At 74.2% G+C, this 23,014-nt stretch carries 19 protein-coding genes; 3 read left to right on the top strand and 16 right to left on the bottom strand.

Annotated elements, in window-relative coordinates:
- Window positions 1–24: 24 nt before the first annotated feature.
- From ABZ858_RS07450 to ABZ858_RS07420, 7 genes are all read right to left on the bottom strand, one after another.
- Window positions 25–717, bottom strand: coding sequence for an ATP-binding cassette domain-containing protein (locus ABZ858_RS07450; RefSeq protein WP_361373670.1), 693 nt, complete (start codon window positions 715–717; stop codon window positions 25–27).
- A complete protein-coding gene (locus tag ABZ858_RS07445) occupies window positions 714–2,552 on the bottom strand; it encodes a dipeptide/oligopeptide/nickel ABC transporter permease/ATP-binding protein (protein WP_361373668.1) in 1,839 nt (612 codons plus the stop codon). Before ABZ858_RS07445 ends, ABZ858_RS07450 begins: the two co-directional genes overlap by 4 nt.
- Window positions 2,552–3,574, bottom strand: a complete 1,023-nt coding sequence (locus tag ABZ858_RS07440; RefSeq protein WP_361373734.1) for an ABC transporter permease — start codon at window positions 3,572–3,574, stop codon at window positions 2,552–2,554. The genes ABZ858_RS07445 and ABZ858_RS07440 overlap by 1 nt, the downstream gene beginning before the upstream one ends.
- A gap of 5 nt (window positions 3,575–3,579) precedes the next feature.
- Window positions 3,580–5,160, bottom strand: a complete 1,581-nt coding sequence (locus ABZ858_RS07435; protein WP_361373666.1) for an ABC transporter substrate-binding protein — start codon at window positions 5,158–5,160, stop codon at window positions 3,580–3,582.
- A gap of 286 nt (window positions 5,161–5,446) precedes the next feature.
- A complete protein-coding gene (locus ABZ858_RS07430) occupies window positions 5,447–6,355 on the bottom strand; it encodes a serine hydrolase (RefSeq protein ID WP_361373664.1) in 909 nt (302 codons plus the stop codon).
- 153 nt (window positions 6,356–6,508) lie between these two features.
- On the bottom strand, window positions 6,509–7,429 hold the full coding sequence (locus ABZ858_RS07425) for a serine hydrolase (protein ID WP_361373662.1): 921 nt from the start codon (window positions 7,427–7,429) through the stop codon (window positions 6,509–6,511).
- A 26-nt stretch (window positions 7,430–7,455) separates the two neighbouring features.
- Window positions 7,456–8,781, bottom strand: coding sequence for a serine hydrolase domain-containing protein (locus ABZ858_RS07420; RefSeq protein ID WP_361373660.1), 1,326 nt, complete (start codon window positions 8,779–8,781; stop codon window positions 7,456–7,458).
- Window positions 8,782–8,950: 169 nt separating this feature from the next.
- On the opposite strand from ABZ858_RS07420, the gene ABZ858_RS07415 reads away from it, so the two are divergent.
- Window positions 8,951–9,538 (top strand): isochorismatase family protein, encoded by a 588-nt coding sequence (locus ABZ858_RS07415; RefSeq protein ID WP_361373658.1) that lies wholly within the window; start codon window positions 8,951–8,953, stop codon window positions 9,536–9,538.
- Between the two features lie 129 nt (window positions 9,539–9,667).
- Here the strand turns inward: ABZ858_RS07415 and ABZ858_RS07410 are convergent, their stop codons facing one another.
- The 3 genes from ABZ858_RS07410 to ABZ858_RS07400 form a co-directional block, all read right to left on the bottom strand.
- On the bottom strand, window positions 9,668–10,720 hold the full coding sequence (locus ABZ858_RS07410; RefSeq protein WP_361373656.1) for a DUF2599 domain-containing protein: 1,053 nt from the start codon (window positions 10,718–10,720) through the stop codon (window positions 9,668–9,670).
- A 157-nt stretch (window positions 10,721–10,877) separates the two neighbouring features.
- Window positions 10,878–12,587, bottom strand: coding sequence for a helix-turn-helix domain-containing protein (locus ABZ858_RS07405; protein WP_361373733.1), 1,710 nt, complete (start codon window positions 12,585–12,587; stop codon window positions 10,878–10,880).
- A 180-nt stretch (window positions 12,588–12,767) separates the two neighbouring features.
- Window positions 12,768–13,493: an amino acid racemase gene (locus ABZ858_RS07400; RefSeq protein WP_361373654.1), complete on the bottom strand. Its 726-nt coding sequence runs from the start codon at window positions 13,491–13,493 to the stop codon at window positions 12,768–12,770.
- 426 nt (window positions 13,494–13,919) lie between these two features.
- Here ABZ858_RS07400 and ABZ858_RS07395 point away from each other — a divergent pair, with 426 nt between their 5' ends.
- Window positions 13,920–14,813, top strand: coding sequence for a PhzF family phenazine biosynthesis isomerase (locus tag ABZ858_RS07395; RefSeq protein ID WP_361373652.1), 894 nt, complete (start codon window positions 13,920–13,922; stop codon window positions 14,811–14,813).
- Window positions 14,814–15,134: 321 nt separating this feature from the next.
- On the opposite strand, the gene ABZ858_RS07390 is transcribed toward ABZ858_RS07395, so the two are convergent.
- Window positions 15,135–15,641, bottom strand: a complete 507-nt coding sequence (locus ABZ858_RS07390; protein WP_361373650.1) for a hypothetical protein — start codon at window positions 15,639–15,641, stop codon at window positions 15,135–15,137.
- 133 nt (window positions 15,642–15,774) lie between these two features.
- Window positions 15,775–17,226 carry an amidase gene (locus ABZ858_RS07385; protein WP_361373648.1) on the bottom strand — a complete coding sequence of 484 codons (1,452 nt, stop codon included), beginning with the start codon at window positions 17,224–17,226 and terminating at the stop codon, window positions 15,775–15,777.
- 126 nt (window positions 17,227–17,352) lie between these two features.
- Here ABZ858_RS07385 and ABZ858_RS07380 point away from each other — a divergent pair, with 126 nt between their 5' ends.
- Window positions 17,353–17,979: a helix-turn-helix domain-containing protein gene (locus tag ABZ858_RS07380; protein WP_361373646.1), complete on the top strand. Its 627-nt coding sequence runs from the start codon at window positions 17,353–17,355 to the stop codon at window positions 17,977–17,979.
- A 135-nt stretch (window positions 17,980–18,114) separates the two neighbouring features.
- On the opposite strand, the gene ABZ858_RS07375 is transcribed toward ABZ858_RS07380, so the two are convergent.
- The 4 genes from ABZ858_RS07375 to crtI all read right to left on the bottom strand — a co-directional run bounded on the left by ABZ858_RS07375 (window position 18,115) and on the right by crtI (window position 22,657).
- The gene (locus ABZ858_RS07375) at window positions 18,115–19,008 is read right to left on the bottom strand and encodes an NADP-dependent oxidoreductase (RefSeq protein ID WP_361373644.1); all 894 of its coding nucleotides are present in this window, start codon (window positions 19,006–19,008) and stop codon (window positions 18,115–18,117) included.
- Between the two features lie 99 nt (window positions 19,009–19,107).
- A complete protein-coding gene (locus ABZ858_RS07370) occupies window positions 19,108–20,100 on the bottom strand; it encodes a DUF5914 domain-containing protein (protein ID WP_361373642.1) in 993 nt (330 codons plus the stop codon).
- A complete protein-coding gene (locus ABZ858_RS07365) occupies window positions 20,097–21,113 on the bottom strand; it encodes a phytoene/squalene synthase family protein (RefSeq protein ID WP_361373640.1) in 1,017 nt (338 codons plus the stop codon). Before ABZ858_RS07365 ends, ABZ858_RS07370 begins: the two co-directional genes overlap by 4 nt.
- The gene (gene crtI, locus ABZ858_RS07360) at window positions 21,110–22,657 is read right to left on the bottom strand and encodes a phytoene desaturase family protein (protein ID WP_361373638.1); all 1,548 of its coding nucleotides are present in this window, start codon (window positions 22,655–22,657) and stop codon (window positions 21,110–21,112) included. The genes ABZ858_RS07365 and crtI overlap by 4 nt, the downstream gene beginning before the upstream one ends.
- Between the last annotated feature and the right edge of the window lie 357 nt (window positions 22,658–23,014).

Below are 23,014 nucleotides of genomic sequence, written 5' to 3'. Positions count from 1 at the left end.
GGGAGCGGGAGGCGGGCGGCCCTGTCAGGTGTGTGCCAGGCGTGGGACGGCGGCCAGCAGGGCGCGGGTGTACGCGTGTTGCGGGGTGGTGATCACCTCCTCGACGGGGCCGGACTCCACCAGCCGCCCGTGGCGCATCACCGCGACAGCGTCGCAGACGTAGCGCACGACGGCGAGGTTGTGCGAGATGAACAGCATGGTCAGGCCGAGTTCGGCGCGCAGGTCGCGCAGGAGGTTGAGCACGGCGCCCTGCACGCAGACGTCGAGGGCGGAGGTGATCTCGTCGGCGATGAGCACCTCCGGGCGGGCGGCCAGCGCCCGAGCGACGGCGACGCGCTGGCGCTGGCCGCCGGACAGCTCGCGGGGGTACTTGGCCGCGTAGGAGGAGGGCAGGGAGACGAGTTCGAGCAGCCGGGCGACCTCGGCCGGTCGCCGCGGGCGTGGTACGCGCGTGCCTTCGGCGATGGCGTCACCGAGGGTCATGCGGGGGTTGAGCGAGGAGTACGGGTCCTGGAAGACCATCTGGACCCGTCCGGGTTCCACCCCGGAGACGGTGCCCCGGTACGGGGTGAGGCCGGCGGCGGCGCGGGCGAGGGTGGACTTGCCCGAGCCGGATTCTCCGACCAGGCCGGTGACCCGGCCCGCGGGCACCTCCAGGCTGACGCCGTCGACGGCGGTGAAGGAGCCGAACCGTACGGTCACGTCGCTGATGTTCACGGTGCCTCCCAGCAGGCCACCGCGTGTCCGGTGCCGGTGGTGCGGAGTTCGGGGCGGGTGGTGCAACGGGGGGTGGCCAGCGCGCACCGGTCGGCGAACGCGCAGCCCGCCCCGACATCGCCCGGGGAGGGCTGGCGGCCGGGGATGGTGGTGAGCGGCCGGGAGCGGTCGGTGTCCATGTCGGGGAGCGAGCCGATCAGCGCCCGGGTGTAGGGGTGCCGGGCCGCGCGGAGGGCGTCGGCGGGGAGTTCCTCGACGACACGGCCGGCGTACATCACGGCGATCCGGTCGCACAGTTCGCTGACGACGGCGATGTCGTGGGAGATGAACAGGGCGCCGGCCCGGGTGTCGTCGACGACTTCGCGCAGCACGCGGATCACTTCGCGCTGGACGGTGACGTCGAGGGCGGTGGTGGGCTCGTCCGCGATGATCAGGCGGGGTGCGCCCATCAGGCCCATGGCGATGACGGCACGCTGGCGCATGCCGCCGGACAGTTCGTGCGGGTACTGCCGGACGACGCGTGCGGGCTCCTTGATGTGGACGCGACCGAGGCGTTCCACGGCGCGGGCGCGTGCCTCGGCGCGGGTGGCGCCGTCGTGCAGGGTGGCGACCTCGGCGAGCTGGCCGCCGACCCGCAGGGCCGGGTTCAGGGAGGACGTGGGGTCCTGGAAGACCATGGCCAGGGACGAGCCGAGCAGCTTGCGCCGTTCGGCGCCCTTGAGGCCGTCCAGTTCGACACCGCACAGCCGGGTGCGGGCGCTGCCCACCAGGCCGGGGTGGGGCACGATCTGCCCGATCGCCGCGGCGGTCATGCTCTTGCCGCTGCCCGATTCACCGACCAGTCCGACGATCTCCCCCTCGCGCACGGTCAGCGACACCTGGCGTACGGGGGTGACGCCGCCGGGGAACGCGACGGTCAGGTCCCGCACTTCGAGGACGGCGCCCGGCGCGGGAGGGGCCTGCGCCGGTGCCGTCGCGGGGACGGTGGTCCGGCCCGCCGGGGTGCCGGGGCCGGCGGCGGCCTTGGCGAAGGCGTCGCCCAGCAGCATGAAGGCGAGTCCGGCCAGGGCGACCGCCGTGGCGGGCGCGACCACGGCCGAGGGGGTGACGTAGACGTGCCCGAAGGCTTCGTTCAGCAGCCGTCCCCAGTCGTAGGACGGTGCCTGGACGCCCATGCCGAGGAAGGACATCGCGGACAGGCCGAGCAGGGCGGTGCCCATGGACTGCGCGGTGTTGAGGATGAGGGGTTCGGCGATGTTGGGCAGGATGTGCCGGACGAGGACGCGGTGGCGGGGCACGCGCAGCATACGGGCGGCGGCGATGTAGTCGGCGCCCGCGATGGACGCGGTCAGGGTGTGGGTGAGGCGGGCGAAGGTCGGCGCGAGGGCCACACCGATGCCGAGGACCGCGCCCTGCGCGCCGAGTCCCGCGACGACGGCGGTGAACATCGCCAGCAGCAGGGCGGGGAAGGCGACGAGGATGTCGACGGCGGCGACGACCGCGCGCCCGGTGCCGCGCGGCAGGAGGGCGGGCAGCGCGCCGAGCAGGACTCCGCCCACGGTGCCGATCGCGGTGGCCAGGAGGGCCAGGCCCAGGGTGAGGCGGGTGGCGACCAGGGTCCGGGCGAGCAGGTCGCGCCCGAGGGCGTCGGTGCCGAGCAGATGCGCGGCCGAGGCGCCCTGGTTGATCCGGCCCGGGTCGACGCGGGCGGCGGACCCGCCCCACAGCGGCGGGCCGACGAGCGCGAGCAGGACCAAGACGGCGATCAGGGCGGCGCTCAGCAGGCCGGTGGGGTTTCGCAGCGGACCGGCGGGGTGTCGCAGCGGGCGGCGCATCAGCCCTCCTGGCGGGACGGGGCGGACAGGGCGGACTGGGGGTCGAGGACGCCGAGGAGTACGTCGACGAGGAAGTTGATGACGAGGACGAGGCCGCCGTAGACGAGGATCATGGCCTGGGCGACGGGATAGTCCTTCTGCGTGATGGCCTCGACCGTCCGCTGGCCGAGGCCGGGCCAGGCGAAGACGTTCTCCACGAGCACGCTGCCGGTGATCAGGCCGCCGAGCAGCAGGCCGCCCATGGTCAGGGTCGCGGTGAGGGTGTTGGGCAGCAGGTGCACCGCGTACAGCCGCCAGGCCGGCAGCCGTTTGGCGTGGGCCAGGCGCATGTAGTCGGTGCCGAGTTCGCGCAGGGTCTCCACCCGGGCGAGCCGGGCGATCATCGCCGTGGGGGCGATCGCCAGGGCGGTGACGGGCAGCACGTAGGAGGCGGGGCCGGTCAGGCCGGCCGGCGGCAGCAGGCCCGCGCCGAGGGCGAACACGAGCAGCAGCGCCAGGCCGTAGAGGTATTCGGGGACGGCGACGGCGGCCCCGGTGACGGTGGTGAACGCCGTCTCCGCGCGTCGGCGGCCCTGGTGGGTGCGGACGGCGGCCCACATGCCCAGCGGGATCGCCGCGGCCAGGGCGACGAGCGTGGCGAGTGCGGCGAGGGCCAGGGTGTTGGGCAGGCCCTGGGCGATGATGCCGCTCACCGGCTGGGAGGAGAAGAACGACGTGCCCAGGTCGCCGCCGCACACGTGCTGGACGTAGTGGACGAATTGCACGGGCAGCGGGTCGTCCAGGCCGAGTTGGGCGCGGCGGGCGTCGACGAGGGCCTTGGGGGCGGTGGGGCCGAGCATCTGCCGCAGCGGGTCGCCGGGGATGAGGTGGATCATCGCGAACGACGCGACGACGAGCACGGCGAGCGAGACGGCCAGCCGCAGCAGGTGCCGGGCGAGGAACAGCGGGGTCAGCCGGGCCGCCGGGGCCAGGTGCCGGAACCGCCCGGGCCGGGCGGGGGCGTTCGTGGGCGTGTCGGTCATGGTGGTCACTTCCCGGCTCCCGTCATCCGGATCGACGTCGGGTCCAGCAGCCCCGCCGTGATGCGGAAGGTGGCGTCGTGCGCGGCCGTGGTGAGGGTCTTGTCGACCACGGGGACGAGGTCGGCGCTGTCGAACAGCGCGCTCTCGGACTGCGCCCACTTCGCGCAGCCGGAGGTGCCCGGGAGCTTGTCCGCCGCGGCGGTGAGCTGCTCGTACTTCCTGTCGGTGAGGTGGGCGAAGTTGCCGCCGTCCGGGGTGAAGGGGCCGGAGAGGGCGCCGAGGAGCTGCGTGGGCAGGGTGACGCCGAGCGGGGCCCAGTCCACGTCCCAGTCCTGGGTGACGGCTTCGACCTCGCTGTAGGAGGCGTCGGACAGGGCGCGCAGCCGGACGTCCGCTCCGGCCTTCTTCCAGGCGTCGGCCAGGTATTCGGCCGCGGCCGCCATCGTCTCCCCGGCGGAGGTGCCGTAGATCATCCGGATCGTCAGTCTCCGGCCGTCCTTGCGGCGGACGCCGTCGCCGGAGCGGTGCCATCCGGCCGCTTCGAGGGCCGCGGCGGCGGCGCGCGGGTCGAAGGCGGGCAGGTGCCCGCGGACGGTGTCACCGGGGCAGGGGCGCGGGGGCATGACGAGGCCGGTGGGCGGCACTCCGGTGCCGCCGGTGGCGATCTCCCCGAGCGCGTGCAGGTCGACGGCCTGGAGGAGGGCCGTGCGGACGGCGGGGTCGTGGCCGGGGTGCCCCTGCCCTTGGTGGAAGAAGAACTCCTGGGTGCCGTTGGGCTGGACGGTGGTCGTGAGGCCGGGGACATGGGTCACCCGGGCGCGGTCCGGGCCGGCGAACTGCGCGGCGTTCAACTGGTGGGAGAGCAGCAGGTTGGCGGCGGTCGACTCGCTGCCGACGACCTTGAGGACGACCGAGCCCGGCATGGCCGGGTCCGCCGCCGTGACCCCGCCCGGGCCCCAGGTGTAGTCCTTGCGGCGGGTGAAGGTGTAGCTCTGGTCCGGCCGGGCCGAGGTGAGCCGGAACGGACCCGAGCCGGAGGTGCCGTTCCGGAGCAGGGAGCGGTTCTTCAGCCCGGCGCCGCACACCATGAACAGGTAGCGGGTGCTCTGCAGGATGAACGCGAACGGCTGGGGCGTCGACAGGGTCACGGTGCCGGCGGCGTCGTCGGCCCGGGCGGTCAGGCCCTCGGGCACCACGACGCCGTACGCGGGCGACTTGGTGGCCGGGTCGGTGATGTGGGCGACGTTGGCGGCGATGGTGCTCGGGGTGACGGGGCTGCCGTCCGCGCACACCGCGTCGCGGCGCAGGGTGAAGGTGACCGAGGAGGGCTTGACGTCCCACTTGTCGGCCAGCCCCGAGACGACACGGCCGTCGGAGCCGATGTCCACCAGGGTGTCGTAGGCCAGCGACAGAGCGGTGTAGGTGGTGGTGTTCTGCACCAGGGCCGGGTCGAGCAGTCCGGGGTCGCTCTTGATCGCGAGGCTGAAGGCGTCGCCGCCGGCCGACCCGGCCTGACCGCCGCTGCCGCAGCCGGCGGCAAGCAGCGACGCCGCGAGACAGGCGGCAACCGCTCGGGCTTTCTTCATGGTGGCTCCTTGGGGCGGGAAGGTCGCCCCACATTCGCGACTGGCGGCCGAAAATGATTCAGCCGGGACGACAAAGCCGACGGGAGCGTTTCGGCGCCACGCCCGAAGTGCGAGGGCGCGGGCTGTGCGGCACGGCCGTCCTGGCGGGCGGCGGCCCGGAGCGTGCAGCGGCCCCGGAGCGTGCAGCGGCCCCGGACCGCGCTCGCGGTCCGGGGCCGGCAGGGTAGGTGGGTGGGGGTGGGGTACGGCAGGAGTCTGTGCGTGGTGTGCGTGGCGTTCCGCGCCGTCAGGACCGCAGGTGGTCGAGGACGGCCCGGGCGGCCCGGCCGATGGCGCGGTCCGCGAGCGGCTGCCGGTCGGCGGGGGACGAGGTCCGCAGGAACACGCCCACGGCGTACCGCTTCCCGTCGGGGTACTCGACGACGCCCGCCTCGTTGCGGACGGCGAAGTCCGTGCCCGTCTTGCCGGCGATCCGCACATCGTCCCCGGGGAACCCGGAGACCAGGCGGTGCTGCCAGACCTGTCGGCTCATGATGCCTCGCACCTCGGCACACGCGGGCGCCGGACCCGCCTCGTCCCGCCAGATGGCGGCCAGCAGCGCGGTCACCTCGCGCGGGGTGCTGGACGGGCTGCGCCCGGGATCGCAGACACCGAGCGTCAGCAGCCGCTCCGCCGGGACGCCGGCGAGCTGGTCGTCGAGGGACCGGCCGGGGTCGAGCCCGAGTTCACGGCGGATGTCCTCGTCCAGGGCGCGGCAGGAGGAGACACCGAATCCGGTGCAGCCGAGTTCGTCCAGGGTCGTGCGGACCCGGTCCGGGCCGACGATGTCCAGCAGCAGGTCGGTCGCGGCGTTGTCGCTGATCGTCATCATCATGAACGCGAGGTCGCGGGCGCTCATCTCGACGTCGTGGGCGCATCCGTCGGTGCCGCTGCCGCCGGACCGGTAGGGGGCCGTCACCGTGTGCCGCGCGGCCCGGTCCAGTCGTCCGCCGGCGGCCTGGCGGGCGTATTCGAGGGCGATCGGGATCTTGAAGACCGAGGCGAGGACGACCCGCGAGTCGGCGCCGTGGCCGAACTCGGCGCCCGTGTCGATGTCACGGGCGTGGACGAACCCTTCGACCGCGGCCTGCGTGAAGAGGCGCGAGAGCTGGGCGTGGACCTGCGTCTCGGCCGAGGGCGGGGCGGCTGCGGGCATGTCGTCTCCTCACAGGGGGGCGGGTCCGGTCGGGGTGGTGCCGGGTCCGGTCGGGGTGGTGCCGGGCTCGGTCGGGGTGGTGCCGCTGGTCGGGGTGGTGCCGGTTCCGGTCACGGGGTGGGCCAGATCCGGTCGGGGTGGTGCCAGGGCCGGTCACCGGGAGGTGGCCGGTCCCGGTCGGCGGAGGTGGTCGACCGCCGTGCGTGCCGCGCGGCCGATCGCGGCGTCGGCGGCGGGGTCGCGGCCGGTCAGAGCCGGGGTGCGCAGGAAGACGGCCACGGCGTAGCGGCATCCGTCGGGGTACTCGACGACGCCGGCCTCGTTGAGGACCCCCCACAGGGAGCCGTTCTTCGCCGCGACCTGGACATCGGCGTCGAAGCCGGCGACGAGGCGGTGCGTGGACAGCTGCCGGCCCATCAGGTCACGTACCTCGGCGCAGGCCGCGGCCGGGCCCGCGCGGTCACGCCAGATCGCGGTGAGCAGGGAGGTGATCTGACGCGGGGTGCCGGAGGCGGAGCGCGTGGGGTCGAGCATGGCCAGGCCCCGGAGCCGTTCCTCGCCGACCTGTTCCAGCTGGGCGTCGATGTCGGCGTCGGTGTCGATGCCCAGTTCCGCCCAGACGGGGTCCCACAGGTCGTGGTAGCGGCCGACCGGCAGGCGGGGGCAGCCGAGTTCGGTGACGAGGGCGCGGACGCGGTCGGTGCCGAGGATCTCCATGAGTTTGTCGGTGGCCGCGTTGTCGCTCATGGACAGCATGAAGAAGGCCAGGTCACGTGTGCTCATCGTGACGTCGTGCAGGCAGCTGTCGGTGCCGGTGCCGCCGCCTTCACGGTGGTCGGCGGTGATCGTGTGGCGTGCGGCCCGGTCCAGTCGTCCGGCGGCCGCCTCGCGGGCGTAGGCGAGGGCGACCGGGATCTTGCGCAGGGAGGCGACGATGACCGGTTCGTCGGCCCGGAAGGCCACTTCGCGGTCGGTGTCGAGGTCGCGGGCGTGGAGGAAGCCCTCGACGTGCGCCTCGTCGAAGACCGACCGGAAGGTGGCGGCCGGCTCGTCGGCGGTGGGGCGTCTGTGCACGGGCTCCGGGGCTCCGATCGGGGTCGTCAGCGGGACTTGGGGGTGGCACGGCCGCTGTGGTGGAGGAAGGAGCGGCCGTCGGGGCGGTTCTCGAACACCACGGCGTCCCACTGGGCGTCACGGCCGGAGCGGCCCACGAAGGTGGTGGCGTCGACGGCGGTCAGCTCCAGCGTCCGCGGCTGAGCGAGTCCGGCGAGGAGGCCCGTGGGTTCCGTACGCAGCCGGAGCCGGCCCGCGTGGGAGGTCACGTGGATGCGGCTGCCCGCGCGCTCGTAGCGGCCGGTGAAGGGTTCGACGTCCACCGTCACGGGCTCGGCGGGCGGGGCGAGCGGCGCCGGGACCTCCAGGCCGTGCAGCTCCCGGAGGAGTTCGCTGACCAGGCGGTGCTGGAACTCGGCGCTGTGGCCGCCGTTGGCCAGCAGGGCGACGACGGTCCCGGAGCCGGGCAGGACCCACAGGGCGGCGTGCTGGCCGATGGTGTCCCCGGTGTGGGAGGCCACCTGCCGCCCGTCCCACTCGTCCAGGCTCCAGCCGATCCCCCACTGCCGGCCGCCGTCGTACGGGTTGGGCAGGTCGACCTGGGGCTGCCGCAGTGCCGCCGGGTCGGCGAGGAGGGTGCCGGGGGTGAGGTGGGCGCGGGCGAAGGCGACCACGTCCGCGGCCCGGGCGCAGATCAGTCCGGCGGGGCCGACCGACCGCGGCAGCCCCCACGTGGACACCGCGGCGCCGTCGTCGTCGTGTCCCACGGCCGCGCCGAACCTCAGCACGTCCTCCGGCAGTGTGTGGGTGTGTGTCAGGCCCAGGGGGTCGAGGAGCTGCTCGCGCAGGGCCTGGTCCCAGGTCCGGCCGGTGAGCTGTTCGACGACACGGCCCGCGACGACGAAGCCGGAGTTGCAGTACGAGTGCGAGTCGCCGGCCGGGAAGGTCTGGGCCAGGCCGGCGCAGGCCTCGACGTACCGCCGCAGGCAGTCGTCGCCGCGGCCGGTGTCCAGGAACAGGTCGCCGTCGATGCCCGAGGTGTGGGTCAGCAGATGGCGCAGTGTGATGGCGGCCGTCGCCTCGGCGTCCCGTACCCGGAATCCGGGCAGCACGTCGGTGACGGGGGTGTCCAGGGTGACGCGTCCCTGCTCGGCCAGCAGCATGATCTGGGTCGCCGTCCAGACCTTGGTGACCGACCCGATCTGGAACAGGGAGTCGGTGCGCACGGGGGCGCCGGTGGTGGAGTTCAGCACGCCGGTGACGTACGCGTGCGTCCGGCCGCCGTGCCAGAACGCCAGGCTCGCGCCCGGCACCCGCGACTCGGCGGCCAGCGCGGCGAGCCGGCTCGCCCAGTGCTCCCTGTCGGCCTTCACGCACGCCTCCGGTGACTCGATGAACGTGGCCGCAGCGTACGCACGGCACGTCCCCGGATGCTTGGTCGTCCGGTACGAACGCGCGGGTGACGGCTTGGACGTGCGGACGACTCCGGCGGGCGGCGCGGTTCCTAGGGTGGCGGGACGCTGGATTCGAGAGGAGACGAGGATGCCGCTGATCGACCGGGACGACTGCGCGCTGGTGATCATCGATGTGCAGGAGGACTTCTACCCGCCGCACCGGCTCGACGTGGACCGGCAGCGGTTCCACGAGATGGTGGGGCGCATCGTCTGGATCACGTCGGTGGCCGACCGTCTGGGCATCCCGGTCGTGGTGACCGAGGAGGACCCCGACGGCAGCGGGCACACCGTGCGGGAGATCCGCGACGCGCTGCCGGCCGGCGCGGTCACCCTGCCCAAGAACGCCTTCGCCGTGTGGGACAACCCCGATATCGCCGCCGCCATCGAGGCGACCGGCCGCACCACCTTGGTCCTGGCCGGTATCGAGACGGACATCTGCGTCGCCCACTCGGCGATCCAGCTGCACCACGCGGGCAAGCGGGTGGCGGTCGTGGAGGACGCCGCCTACTCGCCGGGCCGGGCGCACGAGCGGGGGCTGCGCCGTCTGTCGGACCGGGGCATCGAGACGCTGTCCACCAAGGAACTGTTCTACGACTGGGTACGCACCATCGAGGCCGCCGACACCTTCCACGACACGCACCGGGACCTGACCGTTCCGGCGGGCGTACGCCTGTGATGTGCGGGGGTGAGCGGGTGTGAGGGGTGGAGGGGCGGGAAATCCTGGTGAGAACGGTCAGGCCGGCCCGGAACCCCTCACCGGTCTCCGGGCCGGCGAGGGCTTCTTGTGCCTCCGGACCAGAAGGTGCTACGAGTCCGTGTCCCAGTTGCACTTGGAAGCGAGCATCTTCTTGAGCTTCGTGTCGGTGTCCCCGGTGAGTTCCGGGCGCCAGGTCTCCAGGTCCCACGTCGGACCGCCGAAGTGCCCACCGCTGGTGTTGGGGTAGGAGAACTCCGCGTGGCACACCAGCTGTTGGTAGGTCGAGTTCTCCTCGGCCGGCGTGGCGCCGGGGAACATGCGCGTGTTGGACCACACCTGCCGCCAGTCCTCCTTCAGGTCGCTGGCGGCGTCATCGCTCCCCATGACGGTCTTGAACGCGGCGGCCGTCGGGGTGACGTGGACGGACGTCAGGCGGCTGTCGGTCCAGTTGACGTAGACCTCGGTCTTCTTCACCCACTTCGTGTCGGTGATGCCGCCGTAGCCGATGCACGCGGTCTGGCAGGCCTCGAAGGCGTCGGCCTGACCGCCGCTCCACACGATGTACTTGCCGGACTGGAAGTCCTGGCGTACGCCGTTGTTGTCATCGACGTTGCCGCCGACGTGTCCGGCGTCGTACTCGTCGCTCGTGGGGTAGCCGTACGGCCCGCTTTCGTACCCGTACTGCCCCCACCACCATCCGATGTTGCCGTGCACCGCGTGCGCCCCGGAGCCGGGGGACCAGTAGACCGTGGCGTTCTGGAACTGCTGGCGGACACCGATCCCGTCGGGGTTCTTCAGCTCGTCGGTGAGCGGGTACCCCATGTAGCCGCCTTCCCAGCCGTGCCGGCCCCACTCCTGGCCGATGAGGCCCCACACGGCGTGCGCCCCGGTGTCCGGGCTCCAGTAGATGGAGCCGTTGTCGAACACCTGACGGCGGCCGACCCCGTCGGGGAGGCCGAGTTCATCGCTGGTGGGACAGCCGAGGGACTGCCGCACACCGGGTGTCTGGGTGTACTCGGTCCAGATGGCGCCGTCGACCGAGTGAGTGCCGCAGAAGACTTCCGCGGCCGCGGGGGCGGCCTGGACGCCCACCAGCAGGGAGGCGCCGGCCGCACACGCGGCGAGTGCGGCGAGGAGCCGTGTCGCAGTTGGTCGGTTCATGGTCGGCAGTATCCACGGACGGGGGCGGCGCGGGCTGCCGGAGAAAGAGCCAGAGTTCGCGCCACCGCGTCGTCGTCGCGGCCGACCTGGCCGGCACCGGCGTCACATACCGCGCCCGGCGACCCGCCCGGCGGCGGTCAGCCGGCCGGTGTTGCGGTCAGCCGGCCGGTGTGGCGGGGTCCGTGCCCGGGCCGGGAGCGGCGGGGGCGGCCGGGTCCGTGCCGTCGGGGCGGACCCGGCCGCCGACGTCCGTGCCCATCAGGCGCAGCTGGAGCATCGCGGCGAACCGGGCGGAGGGGTCCTGGAGGTCGATCCGGCCCACTTCGGCCACCCGACGGATGCGGTAGCGGAAGGTGTTGGGGTGGACGAACACGCTCGCCGACGCGGTGATCACGTCACCGAAGGCGTCCAGCCAGGCCCGGAGCGTCTCGACCAGATGGGCGTTGTGCTTGGCGTCGTACGCCGCCAACCGGGCCAGCGGACCGGAGAGTTCGTCGCGGTGGGCGATGGCGAGGTCCCGCATCTCCAGCAGGAGCGCGTCGACGTACACGTCGGTGATCGACGTCACGCGCTGCCCGGTCCGGCCGGTGGCCAGCACGCGCAGCGCCCGGTCGGCGTTGGCCCGTGAGCGGGCGAGGGCGGCCGGTTCCTGGGCCACCGATCCGATCCCGATGACCGCGCCCGCCCGTTCGCCGGTGCGCTGGAGGAAGTTCGACGCCACCTGCGCGGCGCGCTCCCGGGCGTGGGCGGTGTCGCCGGTCACCGGGAACAGCGCGTAGGCGACATCGCCCAGCAGGGCCACGGCGGAACGCGGTTGCACGGCGGTGAGGTGCACGGCGAGGGCCCCGGCCAGACGCTGCCGCTCGGCGGTGACGTGCGCGTGGTCCTCGTCCGAGGCCGGTGCCAGTCCCATGGCCATGACCAGCGTCGGTTCGGTGACCAGCCCCAGGCGGCCGAGCGCCTCGACGGCGCCCGCGCCGCCTTCCAGCGCGGTCGTGACCAGTTCCGCGCGCAGCCGGTTCTCGGCGTCCGTGCCCGCGCGGAAGCGGAGCATGTGGAGGGCGACGAGCTTGGCCGCCTCCCCGAACGCCTTCTCCCGTTCGGGGGTGAGGGGCTTGCGCAGGGCCGCCCACACGGACCCGAGGAACTCGTCGCCGGCGCGTACGGCGACCGCCACCCGGGGCAGCGCCTCCTCGTCGCCGAGCGCCGGGGCGGGGACGTGCACCAGGCCGTCGCCGCGGTACAGCTCCCTGAACACCCCGTCCTCCTCGTGCAGGCGCAGATAGCGCTCGGGCACCTGCCGGGCCAGGATGCTCTCCACGCGGGCGGAGTCCGCCTCGTCCTGCCGGCCGGAGAACGCGAGGATCCTGGAGCGCCGGTCCTCGATGGTGACGGGGGCGTCCAGCAGGGTGGCGATCGCGTTGGCCAGGGCGAACAGGTCGCCCGAGGGCACCCCGCCGAGTGTCTGTGCCTCGGCCTCGCCGACGTCGCCCTCGAAGAGCAGGGTGCGCAGCATCGCCGCCAGTTGGGCCCAGGACGCGCCGCGGGTGAGGGCCAGCAGGGCGACACCCGTCTCGGCCACGACGTCCGCCAGCCCGTCGGCGTCCTCGACCGGGCCCCGCACCACCAGGGCCGCGGCCTCGTGGGCGCGGAGGCCGCGCAGCAGCCCGGCGATCTCCTCGGTCCCGTGGACACCGACGCCGAGCACGACGGCGTGCGGCGGGTGGTGCTGCTCGTCGTGCGGGTCGTGGATGGCGACACCGCCGATCTCCCCGGCCGTCTCCGCGTCGCCGTGGAGGAGGTCCAGGAGAGTGGAGCCGAGGTCTTCGAGCACCCGGCTCAGGCTCCTGGCGGGGTGCGCCGACATGTGCCTGATCATCTCCGCAGGTTAGGTCGTGGGGGGCCGCTGCGATGTGGTGGCCGGGTACGAGAGTACGCCTGCGGCTCCGTACGGTGGGACGAAGCGGGCGAGGGGCTCCGGTGAGCCGGGGCGGAGTGCGTGCGCCGGGCCGGGTCGGCGGGGATACGCCAGATCTGAGTGGGTCGCTCAGGCCGGAGTGGCCGCGTCGGGTCTCCACAGCCGGGCGAGCGCCGCGTCCACGAGGGCGTCGGTGGAGTCGACCAGCGGCACCAGGCGGGCGGCCAGCCCGCTGACCAGCGGGATCTCCGTGCACGCGGCGATCACCACGTCCGCGCCCCGCTCCTTGAGGGCCGCGGCGGCCGTGGCGATCCATCGCGCGGGTCCGTCCAGGTCCGCTCCCGCCTTCACCGCGCGGATCGCCGCGTCGACGTACTCGCGCTGGACGTCTTCGGGTACCTGGATCACCTCGACGCCGCGCGGTGCCGCGGCCCGCTCGTAGAGTCCCGCCCGGCAGGTGCCGCGTGTCGCCAGGACGCCCACCCGCTCCACGGCGGGTGCCGCGTCGGCGGCGGCGTCCAGCGCCGCCTTGATCATGTCCAGCACTTCGATGCCGGTGGCTTTGGCGACCTGCTCGACGTAGGCGTGCGCGGTGTTGCACGGGACGGCGACGCAGCTCGCCCCGGCCCGCCGCAGCCAGCGGGCGCCCTCGGCCAGCGCCGGTACGGGCGAGGGGCCCTCGCCCAGCAGCGCGGCGGTACGGTCGGGGACCGCCGGGTCGGCCCAGATGAGGACCGGCAGGTGTTCCTGGTCGGCGTCGGCCGGCGTCCGTGCGACGAGCCGGTGGTAGAAGTCGGCGGTGGCCAACGGGCCCATGCCGCCGAGGATGCCCAGAGTGGGACGTGCGCGTCTCATCGGCCCACCGCCGGGTGGGCGGGGGACGGAATGCGGTCGGTCAAGGAGGGCCTTTCGGGAGGCGGGACGGCTCCTCCCGATCCTGGCCCTCGACCGCGCGTGACGGGTCGTGGCGGCGCCCGAAGACTCGGGTCCGGATTGGGTCGCGGGTCCCGAAGTGCTGTGCGCGGGGCCGAAGTGCTGTGCACGGGGCCGAAGTGCTGTGCGCGGGGCCGGACCCACCACGTCGTCGTCGCCACCGCGTTCGAATATCCGGGCCAGGAACTCGCGGGCCATGAGAGGGTGCGAACGATCAAGACGGCCGCACCACGGCACGCACGCCGGTCACACCCGCACCACCACGTCGCACAGCCCGCCCCGCCCGCAAGCCCCGCACAGCCCGCACAGCCCGCACACGGTCCTGGAACGCAAGGAGTTGCCACCGTCATGACGACAACACCGTCCCGTAGCCCCGAGATCCTCCGCTACACCGCGTTCTCCGCCGATCCCGCGGGAGGCAACCCCGCCGGAGTCGTCCTGGACGCCACCGGCCTGAGCGACGCGGAGCAACTCGCGATCGCGGCGGACCTCGGCTACAGCGAGACCGCCTTCCTGACCGCGCCGCCGGCGGAACTCTCCGGCCAGGAACGGGCGTACACCGTGCGCTACTTCTCCCCCGAGGCCGAAGTCCCCTTCTGCGGACACGCCACGATCGCCACGGCCATCGCGCACGCGGAACGCCGGGGCCCCGGCGACCTGCTGTTCGCCACCTGGGCCGGCACCGTCCCGGTGACGGTGACCGAGGCTTCGGACGGCACCCTGCGCGCGACCCTCACCAGTGTCGAGCCCGCCGTCCACGAGGTGGCGGAGAAGGACGTCACCGAGGCCCTCGCGGCGCTCGGCTGGTCCGCCGCCGACCTCGACCCCGCCTTCCCGCCCAGGATCGGCTACGCCGGGGCCCGCCATCTGATCCTCGCCGTCACCACACGCGCGCGGCTGGCGGATCTCGACTACGACTTCGAGCGGCTCAAGGACTTCATGCTCTCCCTGGACCTCACCACGGTGCAGTTGGTGTGGCGCGAGTCCGAGACGGTCTTCCACGTGCGCGACCCCTTCCCCGTCGGCGGCGTGGTCGAGGACCCGGCGACGGGCGCGGCGGCCGCGGCATTCGGCGCCTACGCGCGCGAACTGGGCCTGGTCCCCGAGGAGTCGGCCCTGGAACTGCGCCAGGGCGCGGACATGGGCCGCCCGGGCGAACTGCGGGTGGAGCTGCGCGCCGGGGACCCGCGGGTGCGGGTGGGCGGCACGGGCGCCCGGATTCCGGAGGCCGGCGCACGCTGACGCGCGGGGCCCGCCCTCCACTCCCCCGGGCCGTGCTGCCCGGCCCGCGACCCGGCCGGACCGCTGTGAGCCACGACACACCGCTCGGGGACTTCCGGTCCGGTCGAGCGGAGGCGTACGTTCCGTTTACCCCGCGTGGGTGCCCTCCGGGGCACCGTCCCGCCGGTCCTGGGCGACGGGTCACGCGGGGGCCAATCGCCTGGTCGATCAAGCGGGAGGACAGCGGCCCGGAGGGCACGGACAGTGTCCGGAGGGCGTGGGAGCGCCGGGGTGACGGCGGTGCGGCGCGAGTGCGTCAGGTGCCATGTCCTCGCCGGCCGGTCACCGTGGGGCGGCCGGGTCGTCTCCGGTGGCGGGCCGCCCCGGCTCGTCCGCCGTCCGTGCCGAGTCCGGCCGTGCCGTGTGGTCGGGGTGACCGCGGGTGCGGCGCCGCTCCTTCAGTTCCGCCTCGTACAGGTGGTCGCGTCCGCCGACGAGATCCTGACGGGCCTGAGCCTCGGTGGTCTTGAAGGGTTCGTAGTAGGTCGCGTTGTACGCCTCGATGATCTGGAAGGTCCAGTGGCCGGGGATCACGTTGCGGCCCAGGATCTCCGCCTGCACCCGGTCGGCCCACTCGTCCCGGCCCGCCTCGCGCAGCAGGCCGACTGCGCGGTCCAGTTCGAAGTCGGCGCCGCCGGTGAGCTGGTGGAAGGCGTAGAGGTGACCGCGGGCGCGTTCGGTCGTCTCCAGTGCCTTCGACAGCGCGCCCAGGGCCCGCACGAGGGTGTCCGAGACGCCCGGCGGGCACTGGTGCGCGCCGTCCGGGCCGTCGGCGTGGTGGGTGCTCATGCCTTCATCAGTCTCCCGGGCGGGCGCTCTGTGCACCTGCGCGCCCGGCACGGGCACCGCGATCACCCGGGTGGCGCACGCCTTGCCGGATGCGGCCGGGGAGGCCCGCGCCCCTCCGCCGCGCGGGCGGACCTCAGTTGTCCCGGCGGTTCCCGGCCCATATCGCGGGGGTCCGGCCCGACCACGGATCGGCCTGTTCGAGTTGTCCGGCGAGGCGGAAGAGGCGGCCTTCGAGACCGTATCCGGCGGCGAACTGCATACCGACCGGGAGCCCCGTGGCGGCGTCGGCCGTCACCGGCACGGACATGGCGGGTGTGCCCGTCACGTTGAACACCGCGGTGAACGGTGAGAGGTCGAAGAGCCTGCGGAGCCAGCCGAGGCCGTCCAGCGCCTCCGCGCCCCGGCCGTGGGTGCCCAGGGGCACGGGCAGCTCCGGCGCGGTCGGGGTGAGCAGTACGTCGTACGTCTCGAAGGAGCGGGCCAGGCTGCGGGAGACCCGGTTGCGGACCGCCAGGGCGGTCACGAACCGGGGGCCGCTGACCCGCTGACCGTAGTGGTAGCTGGCGAGGGTCTGCGGTTCGAGGGTCGAGGAGTCCACGGGCCGGCCGAGCGCGGCGGCCAGCTCATCGACCGAGGCCGTGAGATTCGCCGTCCACAAATGGGCGTTGGACAGCACGAACTCCTCCCAGTCGACGCCGAGTTCGGGTGCGGCCTCCTCCACCCGGTGGCCGAGGGACTCCAGCAGGCGCACGGTGCGGGACAGGGCGTCGACGACGGGTGGGGCGGTGCGGTGGCCGCCCCACGCCTGGGCGAGGACACCGATCCGCAGGGCGCCCGGATGCCGGGTGACCTCCTCCGCGTACGGCCGGGGCGGCTCCTGCGCGAAGTAGGGGTCGCCCGGCTCCGGGCCGCGGATCTGGTCGAGCAGTACGGCGCTGTCGCGCACGGTGCGGCTGACGCTGCCGTGCACGGCCAGGCCGTTGAAGACCTCGTCGAAGGCGGGGCCCACCGGCACCCGGCCGCGGGTCGGCTTCAGCCCGAACAGGCCGTTGTAGGCGGCGGGGATGCGGATCGAGCCCGCGGCGTCGGTGGCGTGCGCGACGGGGACGATGCCGGCGGCCACGGCCGCGCCCGCGCCTCCGCTGGAGCCGCCGGCGCTTCGCGTGGGGTCCCACGGATTGCGGGTCGCGCCGTACAGCACCGGTTCCGTGGTGGTGCTGAAGGCCATCTCCGGGGTCGCGGTGCGTCCGAACGTCACGAGGCCGGCCCGGCGGAAGCGGGTCATCAGGGTGGAGTCCGCGCCGGCGACGAGGCCGGCCGCGAGGCGGCTGCCGAGTTCCGTCCGCCGCCCGGCCATGGTGACCGCCATGTCCTTGATCAGGAACGGGACACCGGCCAGCGGGGCACTGCCCGGGCGGGGCCGGTCGTCGGTGGGCCAGGTCTCCACGACGGCGTTGAGCCGCGGGCCGACCGCCCGCGCGGCCTCGCGGGCGACCGCTTCCAGTTCGGCGGGGGTCACCTCGTTCCGGGCAACCAGCTGGGCGAGCCCGACCGCGTCGAAGCGTACGTATTCGTCGATGTCCACTGACACTCCCGAGAGCGAGAACGGTACCGTCAAGTCCCTGGCGATACCGATCGGTATCGCCAGGGACGGACTGGTACCGTAGCAGGACGCGGGGACCCGCAACCGACCGGAGGGCACGGAGCAGCCATGGCATCGACCGCCAGCAGACCGAGCAGGGTGGCGAAGCTGCCGCCGCGTGAGCGCATCCTCGACGCGGCGGAGGAGCTGTTCCAGAGCGAGGGGATCCGGCAGGTGGGCGTCCAGGCGATCGCCGACAGGGCCGAGACCACCAAGATGGCGATCTACCGGCACTTCGAGACCAAGGACGCGCTGGTCGCGGAGTGGCTGCGGATCGTCGCCGCCGACTACCAGGCGGTGTTCGACCGGGTCGAGGCCGAGTATCCCGACCGGCCCGGGGAGCAGATCCTGGGCGTGGCCCGCTTCATCGCCGAGGGGTTGCCGGCGGTCTCGTACCGGGGCTGCCCCTTCATCAACTCCCTCGCCGAACTGCCCGACCGCTCCCACCCCGCACGGCAGGTGATCGAACAGCACAAGGAGCGCCAGCTGCGCCGGCTGGTCGGCCTGTGCGTCCGCGCCGGGCTGTCCGACCCCGAACAGACGGCGGCCGAGATCACCTTCGTCCTCGAAGGCGCGCAGGTCAGCACCCAGAACGGCTGCGTCGACCGGACGGGGGACCGTCTGATGCGGATCATCGAGGGGATCATGGACCGGTCCCGCCCGGCTGGGGACGCTTCGGGGGCGGGCACCCCCTGACGGGACGAGGTCTCCTCCAGCCGGAGGGGCCCGACAGCCCTGGCGCGCCGCGCTCCCCCGTGCCCGGGCGCCGCGCTCCCCCCGTGCCCGGGGGGAGTTGCACCGCCCCCCGGGAGTTCCTGCTCGCGGAGCGGGTCAGATGACGATGACCCGGCGTCCGCGGGTGTGGCCGGCCTGGCTGTCGATGTGGGCCGCGGCCGCCTCGGTGAGGGGATAGGACTTCTCGACCGGGATGTGGAGCCTGCCCCGGGAGATGAGATCGGCGGCCTGGGCGAGTGCCACCGGCACGCTCCCGGCCACACCGGAGAAACGCACGCCGAACTTCGGCGCGTCGAGGTCCGCGATGCTCACCACCCTCCGCGGGTCCCCGGTCAGCTCGACGAGGGCCGGGATCACGCCCGAGCCGGCCAGGTCGAGGGCCGCGTCGACCCGCCCGAGCCCCCGCACCCGCCCGGCCCAGCCCTCCTTGTAGGTCGTGGCCAGAGCACCCAGACCGCGCAGGTAGTCCTGGTTCCCGGCACCCGCCGTACCGATCACCGTGATGCCACGGTCACGGGCGATCTGCAGCACCGCCGACCCCACACCCCCCGACGCGCCACTGACCAGCAACGTCTGCCCCGGCCGCACACCCACCTCACCGATGATCCGCACCGCCGTCTCCATCACGGACGGATACCCCGCCGCCTCCTCGAACGACAGCCCCCCGGGCATTCGGGCCCAGGCCGACAGCACCGCGAACTCCGCATACGTGCTCACCCCCTCACCGAACACACGGTCACCGACCGCGACCCCTTCGACGCCCTCACCGACCTCGTCCACCACCCCGGCGGCATCCAGCCCGACCCCGGACGGCAGCACGATCGGATGAGCCCCCAGCACCTGGCCCTCCCGGAGCCGCCAGTCGACGGGGTTCACCCCCGCCGCCCGCACGGCGACACGTATCCGGCCGGGACCCGCGTGGGGCTCCTCGGCATCGATGAGGCGCAGCACTTCGGGTCCGCCGAACTCGGCGAAGCTCACTTTCTTCATGCCGCCGAACATAACACTAACCGTTTGCTTTAAACAACGGCTACATGATCGTAGCTGGTAGTGCCAGGGTGACGGCGGGGTGCGGCCCCCGCGGGCCGGTCAGCCCGGGAACCGTCCGCTGGAGCGCAGTTGCCAGCGGCGCTCGGCGTACGCCAGGTCGTCACGCCAGAGGCGTCCCGCCGCGGCGCGCATCAGGGGGCGCAGCAGGGGGGCCGTCCGGCGTGCGAGGGTGTAGCCGCGGCGGTCGGAGGCGGCCAGTACCGCTTCGACGACCGCCGTGCGGGGACGGCCGTGCTCGTCCGGGCCGAGTGGCGTGGCGTGCGTCTCGACGACGGAGCCCGCCCCCTCGCCCCGCGTGACGCGCATGACGACCGTGCGGGGATCGGGGGCGGTGAACACCGCGCGCACCGGCACCACCAGCCGTCCCGCGACCTTGAACGAGACGTCGACGGTGAAGGCGTCCGGCCCCGTTTCACCCTCCGGGGAGCCGACCACGGTCAGGTCGACGAACGAGTACGGGTGGAACCAGGCCCCGTGCCACGGGTCCAGGCGGTTGGCCACGACGTCCTCGGGCTCGCAGACGCCCATGCCCGTGTACACGGCCGTCAGGGCCCGGTGCTGGTCGGGGCGGCGGGGCACGGCCGGGGCGTCCGTCGGTGTCTCGCCGCCGACCGCGTCCAGGCGTACCCACACCAGGACGCCGTCGTCGTGCACCGGCAGCGGGGTCCAGCCCGCGTAGGGGCGGCCGTCGAGAGCCAGGCCGTGCCAGTGGCACACCAGGGTGCCGCGGCGGACCGGGCTGTCGCACAGGGGCGCTCCCAGGTGGGGGCACATGCCGGGGCCGCCGACGAGCCGGCCGTCGGCGGCGCGCCAGACGACCACCTCCGCACCGCCGACCGTGCGCGCCAGTGGGCGGTCACCGCGCACCGCGGCGGACGCGCCGAGGACGTACCAGTTGCCGGAGGGGCGTGCCTGGGCGCGTTTCAGCGCCTGGGCGATCAGCGCGGGGCGGGCGTCGCGCCAGGTGGGCCGCTGACGGTCCCACGGCACGGGGGCGCGGCGCAGTGACAGGGGGATGCGGCGGGGGCTCACGCGACCTCCTCCGGGGCGGCCCGTCGCGCGCGTACGGGCGGGGCGGCGGGCAGGGGCGGTGGTGTCACGGGCAGCGGGTGCCGGGCGCGCAGCCGTGCGAGGGCCACCCGGGCCAGCCCGTCGGCGGCGACCGCGGCGCGGTGCCGGCGCGGGACCACCGCGCGGCGGTGCAGCACCGCGTACCCGTCGCGGGCGACGGCGTCCAGGATGCCGCCGTACAGGACGAACGCGGTGCGGATGCAGGGGCGCGCGACGGGGTCGAGCATGGCGATCCCCGGCGCCGCCTCCCGGTACACGCCGCGGGTCAGCGCCGCGAACTCCCGCAGCGCCGCGGTGATCCGGGGATCGCGGCGGCCCGAGTCCCGGCCGGCGCGCAGCAGTTCCCGGTCGACGCCGTGGCCGGCGAGCAGGTCCGCGGGCAGGTAGACGCGGCCGCGGTCCAGGTCCTCGCCCACGTCCCGCAGGAAGTTGCTGAGCTGGAAGGCGACCCCGAGCGCCGCGGCGTGCGGGGCGGCCTCCTCCCTGGGCACCACCGTGCCCAGGACGGGCAGCATCTGCAGGCCGATGACGGCGGCGGAGCCGTGCATGTAACCGCGCAGGTCGGCGTAGGTGGGGTAGTCCGTGACCGTGAGGTCGGAGCGCATCGCGGCCATGAAGTCGTGGAAGTGCGCGTGGTCGATGCCGTAGCGGCGGGCGGTGTCGGCGAGGGCGCGCACCACCGGTTCCCGGCTGTGTCCGTCGCGCAGCCCTTCGGCCAGGGCGGTGCCGAGCTGTGCCAGCGCCTGGTCGGGGCCGGCGGCGGCGGTCGCCGGGTCGGGCGAGTCGACGATGTCGTCGGCCCAGCGGGCGAAGCCGTACAGCGCGTGGACGGCGGGCCTGCGCTCGACGGGCAGCAGCCGGGTGGCGAGGTAGTACGTCTTGCCGTGCCGGGCGTTGAGGGCGCGGCAGTGCCGGTACGCCGCGCGCAGCACCGGGTCGCCGATGCCCGCCGCGTCCAGTTCCCGTTCGGTCATGCGGTGCTCTCCCTCGACGGGGCCGGACGCCGGGGGCGGGCGCCGGCCGGGGTGCGGGGCCGCGGTCCGGTGACGCGGGCGGCGGCGAGCTTCCCGGACACGAGTACGGTCGGCACGCCGACGCCCGGTGTGGTGCCGCAGCCGGCGAGGACGGCGTTCTCGGTGCCGCGCACGAGGTTGCGGGGCCGGAACGGGCCGGTCTGGGCGAAGGTGTGGGCGGCGGAGAAGGGCGTGCCCGCGGCGTGCCCGCGCGCCTGCCAGGCGGCCGGGGTGACCAGGCACTCCTCCTCGATGGCGGCCTCGATGCCGTGCAGGCCGCGCCGTTCCAGTTCCCGCAGGAGTGTCGCGCGGTAGCGCGGGGCGAGGTCGCCCCAGGCGGCGGGGCCGGGGCCGATGTCGGTGTTGGGGCAGGGCGCGAGGATGTAGTGCAGGTGGCGGCCGGGCGGGGCGAGGCCGGGGTCGGTGGCGGTGGGGCGGGTGATGAGCAGGGAGGGGTCGCTCATCAGCTGTCCGGTGCGGGTCAGTTCGTCGAACGTGGTGCGCCAGGCCGCCCCGAACGACAGCGTGTGGTGGGCCAGTCGCGGCCAGGTGCGGTCCGTGCCGGCGTGCAGCACGACCGCGGACGGCGCGTGCCGCAGCCGCAGCGGGCGCCGGGGCCGGCGGCCGAGCAGGCGGTAGGCGACGGGCAGGTCGGGGGTGAGGACGAGCGCGTCGCAGGGGATGCGGTCCTGGTCGGTGACGACCGCGGTGACGCGGTCGCCGCGGCGCTCCAGCCGGGTCACCTCCTGGCCGAACCGCAGGTCGGCGCCCGCGTCGGCGGCGGCGTCCGCCATCGCCCGCGGCAGGGCGTGCATGCCGCCGCGCGGGAAGTACACACCGGCGACGGTGTCCATGTACGCGATGACGGCGTACGCGGCCAGCGCGCGGGCCGGGGGTACGCCGGCGTAGAGCGCCTGGAAGGTGAAGATCCGCCGCAGCCGCTCGTCGCGCAGGCAGCCGCCGACGCGGCGGTCCAGCCGGCTGAAGCCGCCGAGCGCCGCCAGCCTGGCCAGGTCGGCGTTGAGCAGGCCGAGCGGGGAGTCGAAGTTGGTGTCGATGAAGCGGCGCATCTGCGCCCGGTACAGCCGCTCCAGCCAGGCGCGCAGCCGCAGGTAGCCGGCCGCTTCCCCGGGTCCGGCGAAGCGTTCCACCTCGGCCGCCATGGCGTCCGCCGCGGTGTGCACGTCGAGGGTGCCGCCGTCCGCGAAGCAGGCCCGGTAGGCCGGGTGCAGGGGGATCAGCTCGGTGCGCCGGTACAGGCTGTCGCCGACGGCGGCGAACGCCTCGTCGGCCAGGTCGGGCATGGTCAGTACGGTGGGCCCGGTGTCGATCCGGTAGCCGCCGAGTTCGAGGCGTCCGGCCCGGCCGCCGGGCAGCGCGTCCCGTTCGACGACGGTGACCCGGCGCCCGGCGCCGAGCAGGTGCAGGGCGGCCGCGAGTCCGGCGAGTCCGGCGCCCACGACCACGATGTGATCGGTACGGCCGGGCAGCCGACGGGCGCTCACCGGGCCTCCCGGGCGGTGGGGGCGGGGGCCGGGGGCAGGTGCGCGCGGCCCCCGCTTGTGGCTGTGGCGCGTGGCGGCTTCCGCACCGCCGGCGCCTCCTCGGCCCGCGCGTCCGTCGGCCCGGCGGCTCCGGCCGCCCGGTGCGCCTCGTCCGGGCGCGTCCGTCCGGGCGATCCCGGTGCCGGATGCGGGCGCGGGAGGGGCGGCGGCGGCGCGCCGTGGTGTTCCTTCGCCTGTGGGGAACTCATCCCGCGTCCTCTCGTCGTGGTCGCACACGGTCCGTCGCGCGGTGCTTCGGCTGCCGCCGCGGTCCTGGATGCGGTACGGGCCGATGACGTGTGTGCCGGGTCGCGCGAT

This window comes from Streptomyces sp. NPDC047017, from assembly GCF_040644175.1.
GTDB lineage: Bacteria > Actinomycetota > Actinomycetes > Streptomycetales > Streptomycetaceae > Streptomyces.
This window is presented reverse-complemented; position numbering and strand designations above follow the sequence as displayed.

Bases quoted from the DNA above. Each gene is read 5' to 3' on its own strand.
- ABZ858_RS07445 (WP_361373668.1), bottom strand. From the start codon at position 2,552: ATGCGCCGCCCGCTGCGACACCCCGCCGGTCCGCTGCGAAACCCCACC.
- ABZ858_RS07440 (WP_361373734.1), bottom strand. From the start codon at position 3,574: ATGACCGACACGCCCACGAACGCCCCCGCCCGGCCCGGGCGGTTCCGG.
- ABZ858_RS07435 (WP_361373666.1), bottom strand. From the start codon at position 5,160: ATGAAGAAAGCCCGAGCGGTTGCCGCCTGTCTCGCGGCGTCGCTGCTT.
- ABZ858_RS07430 (WP_361373664.1), bottom strand. From the start codon at position 6,355: ATGCCCGCAGCCGCCCCGCCCTCGGCCGAGACGCAGGTCCACGCCCAG.
- ABZ858_RS07415 (WP_361373658.1), top strand. From the start codon at position 8,951: ATGCCGCTGATCGACCGGGACGACTGCGCGCTGGTGATCATCGATGTG.
- ABZ858_RS07410 (WP_361373656.1), bottom strand. From the start codon at position 10,720: ATGAACCGACCAACTGCGACACGGCTCCTCGCCGCACTCGCCGCGTGT.
- ABZ858_RS07405 (WP_361373733.1), bottom strand. From the start codon at position 12,587: ATGTCGGCGCACCCCGCCAGGAGCCTGAGCCGGGTGCTCGAAGACCTC.
- ABZ858_RS07400 (WP_361373654.1), bottom strand. From the start codon at position 13,493: ATGAGACGCGCACGTCCCACTCTGGGCATCCTCGGCGGCATGGGCCCG.
- ABZ858_RS07395 (WP_361373652.1), top strand. From the start codon at position 13,920: ATGACGACAACACCGTCCCGTAGCCCCGAGATCCTCCGCTACACCGCG.
- ABZ858_RS07390 (WP_361373650.1), bottom strand. From the start codon at position 15,641: ATGAGCACCCACCACGCCGACGGCCCGGACGGCGCGCACCAGTGCCCG.
- ABZ858_RS07380 (WP_361373646.1), top strand. From the start codon at position 17,353: ATGGCATCGACCGCCAGCAGACCGAGCAGGGTGGCGAAGCTGCCGCCG.
- ABZ858_RS07375 (WP_361373644.1), bottom strand. From the start codon at position 19,008: ATGAAGAAAGTGAGCTTCGCCGAGTTCGGCGGACCCGAAGTGCTGCGC.
- ABZ858_RS07365 (WP_361373640.1), bottom strand. From the start codon at position 21,113: ATGACCGAACGGGAACTGGACGCGGCGGGCATCGGCGACCCGGTGCTG.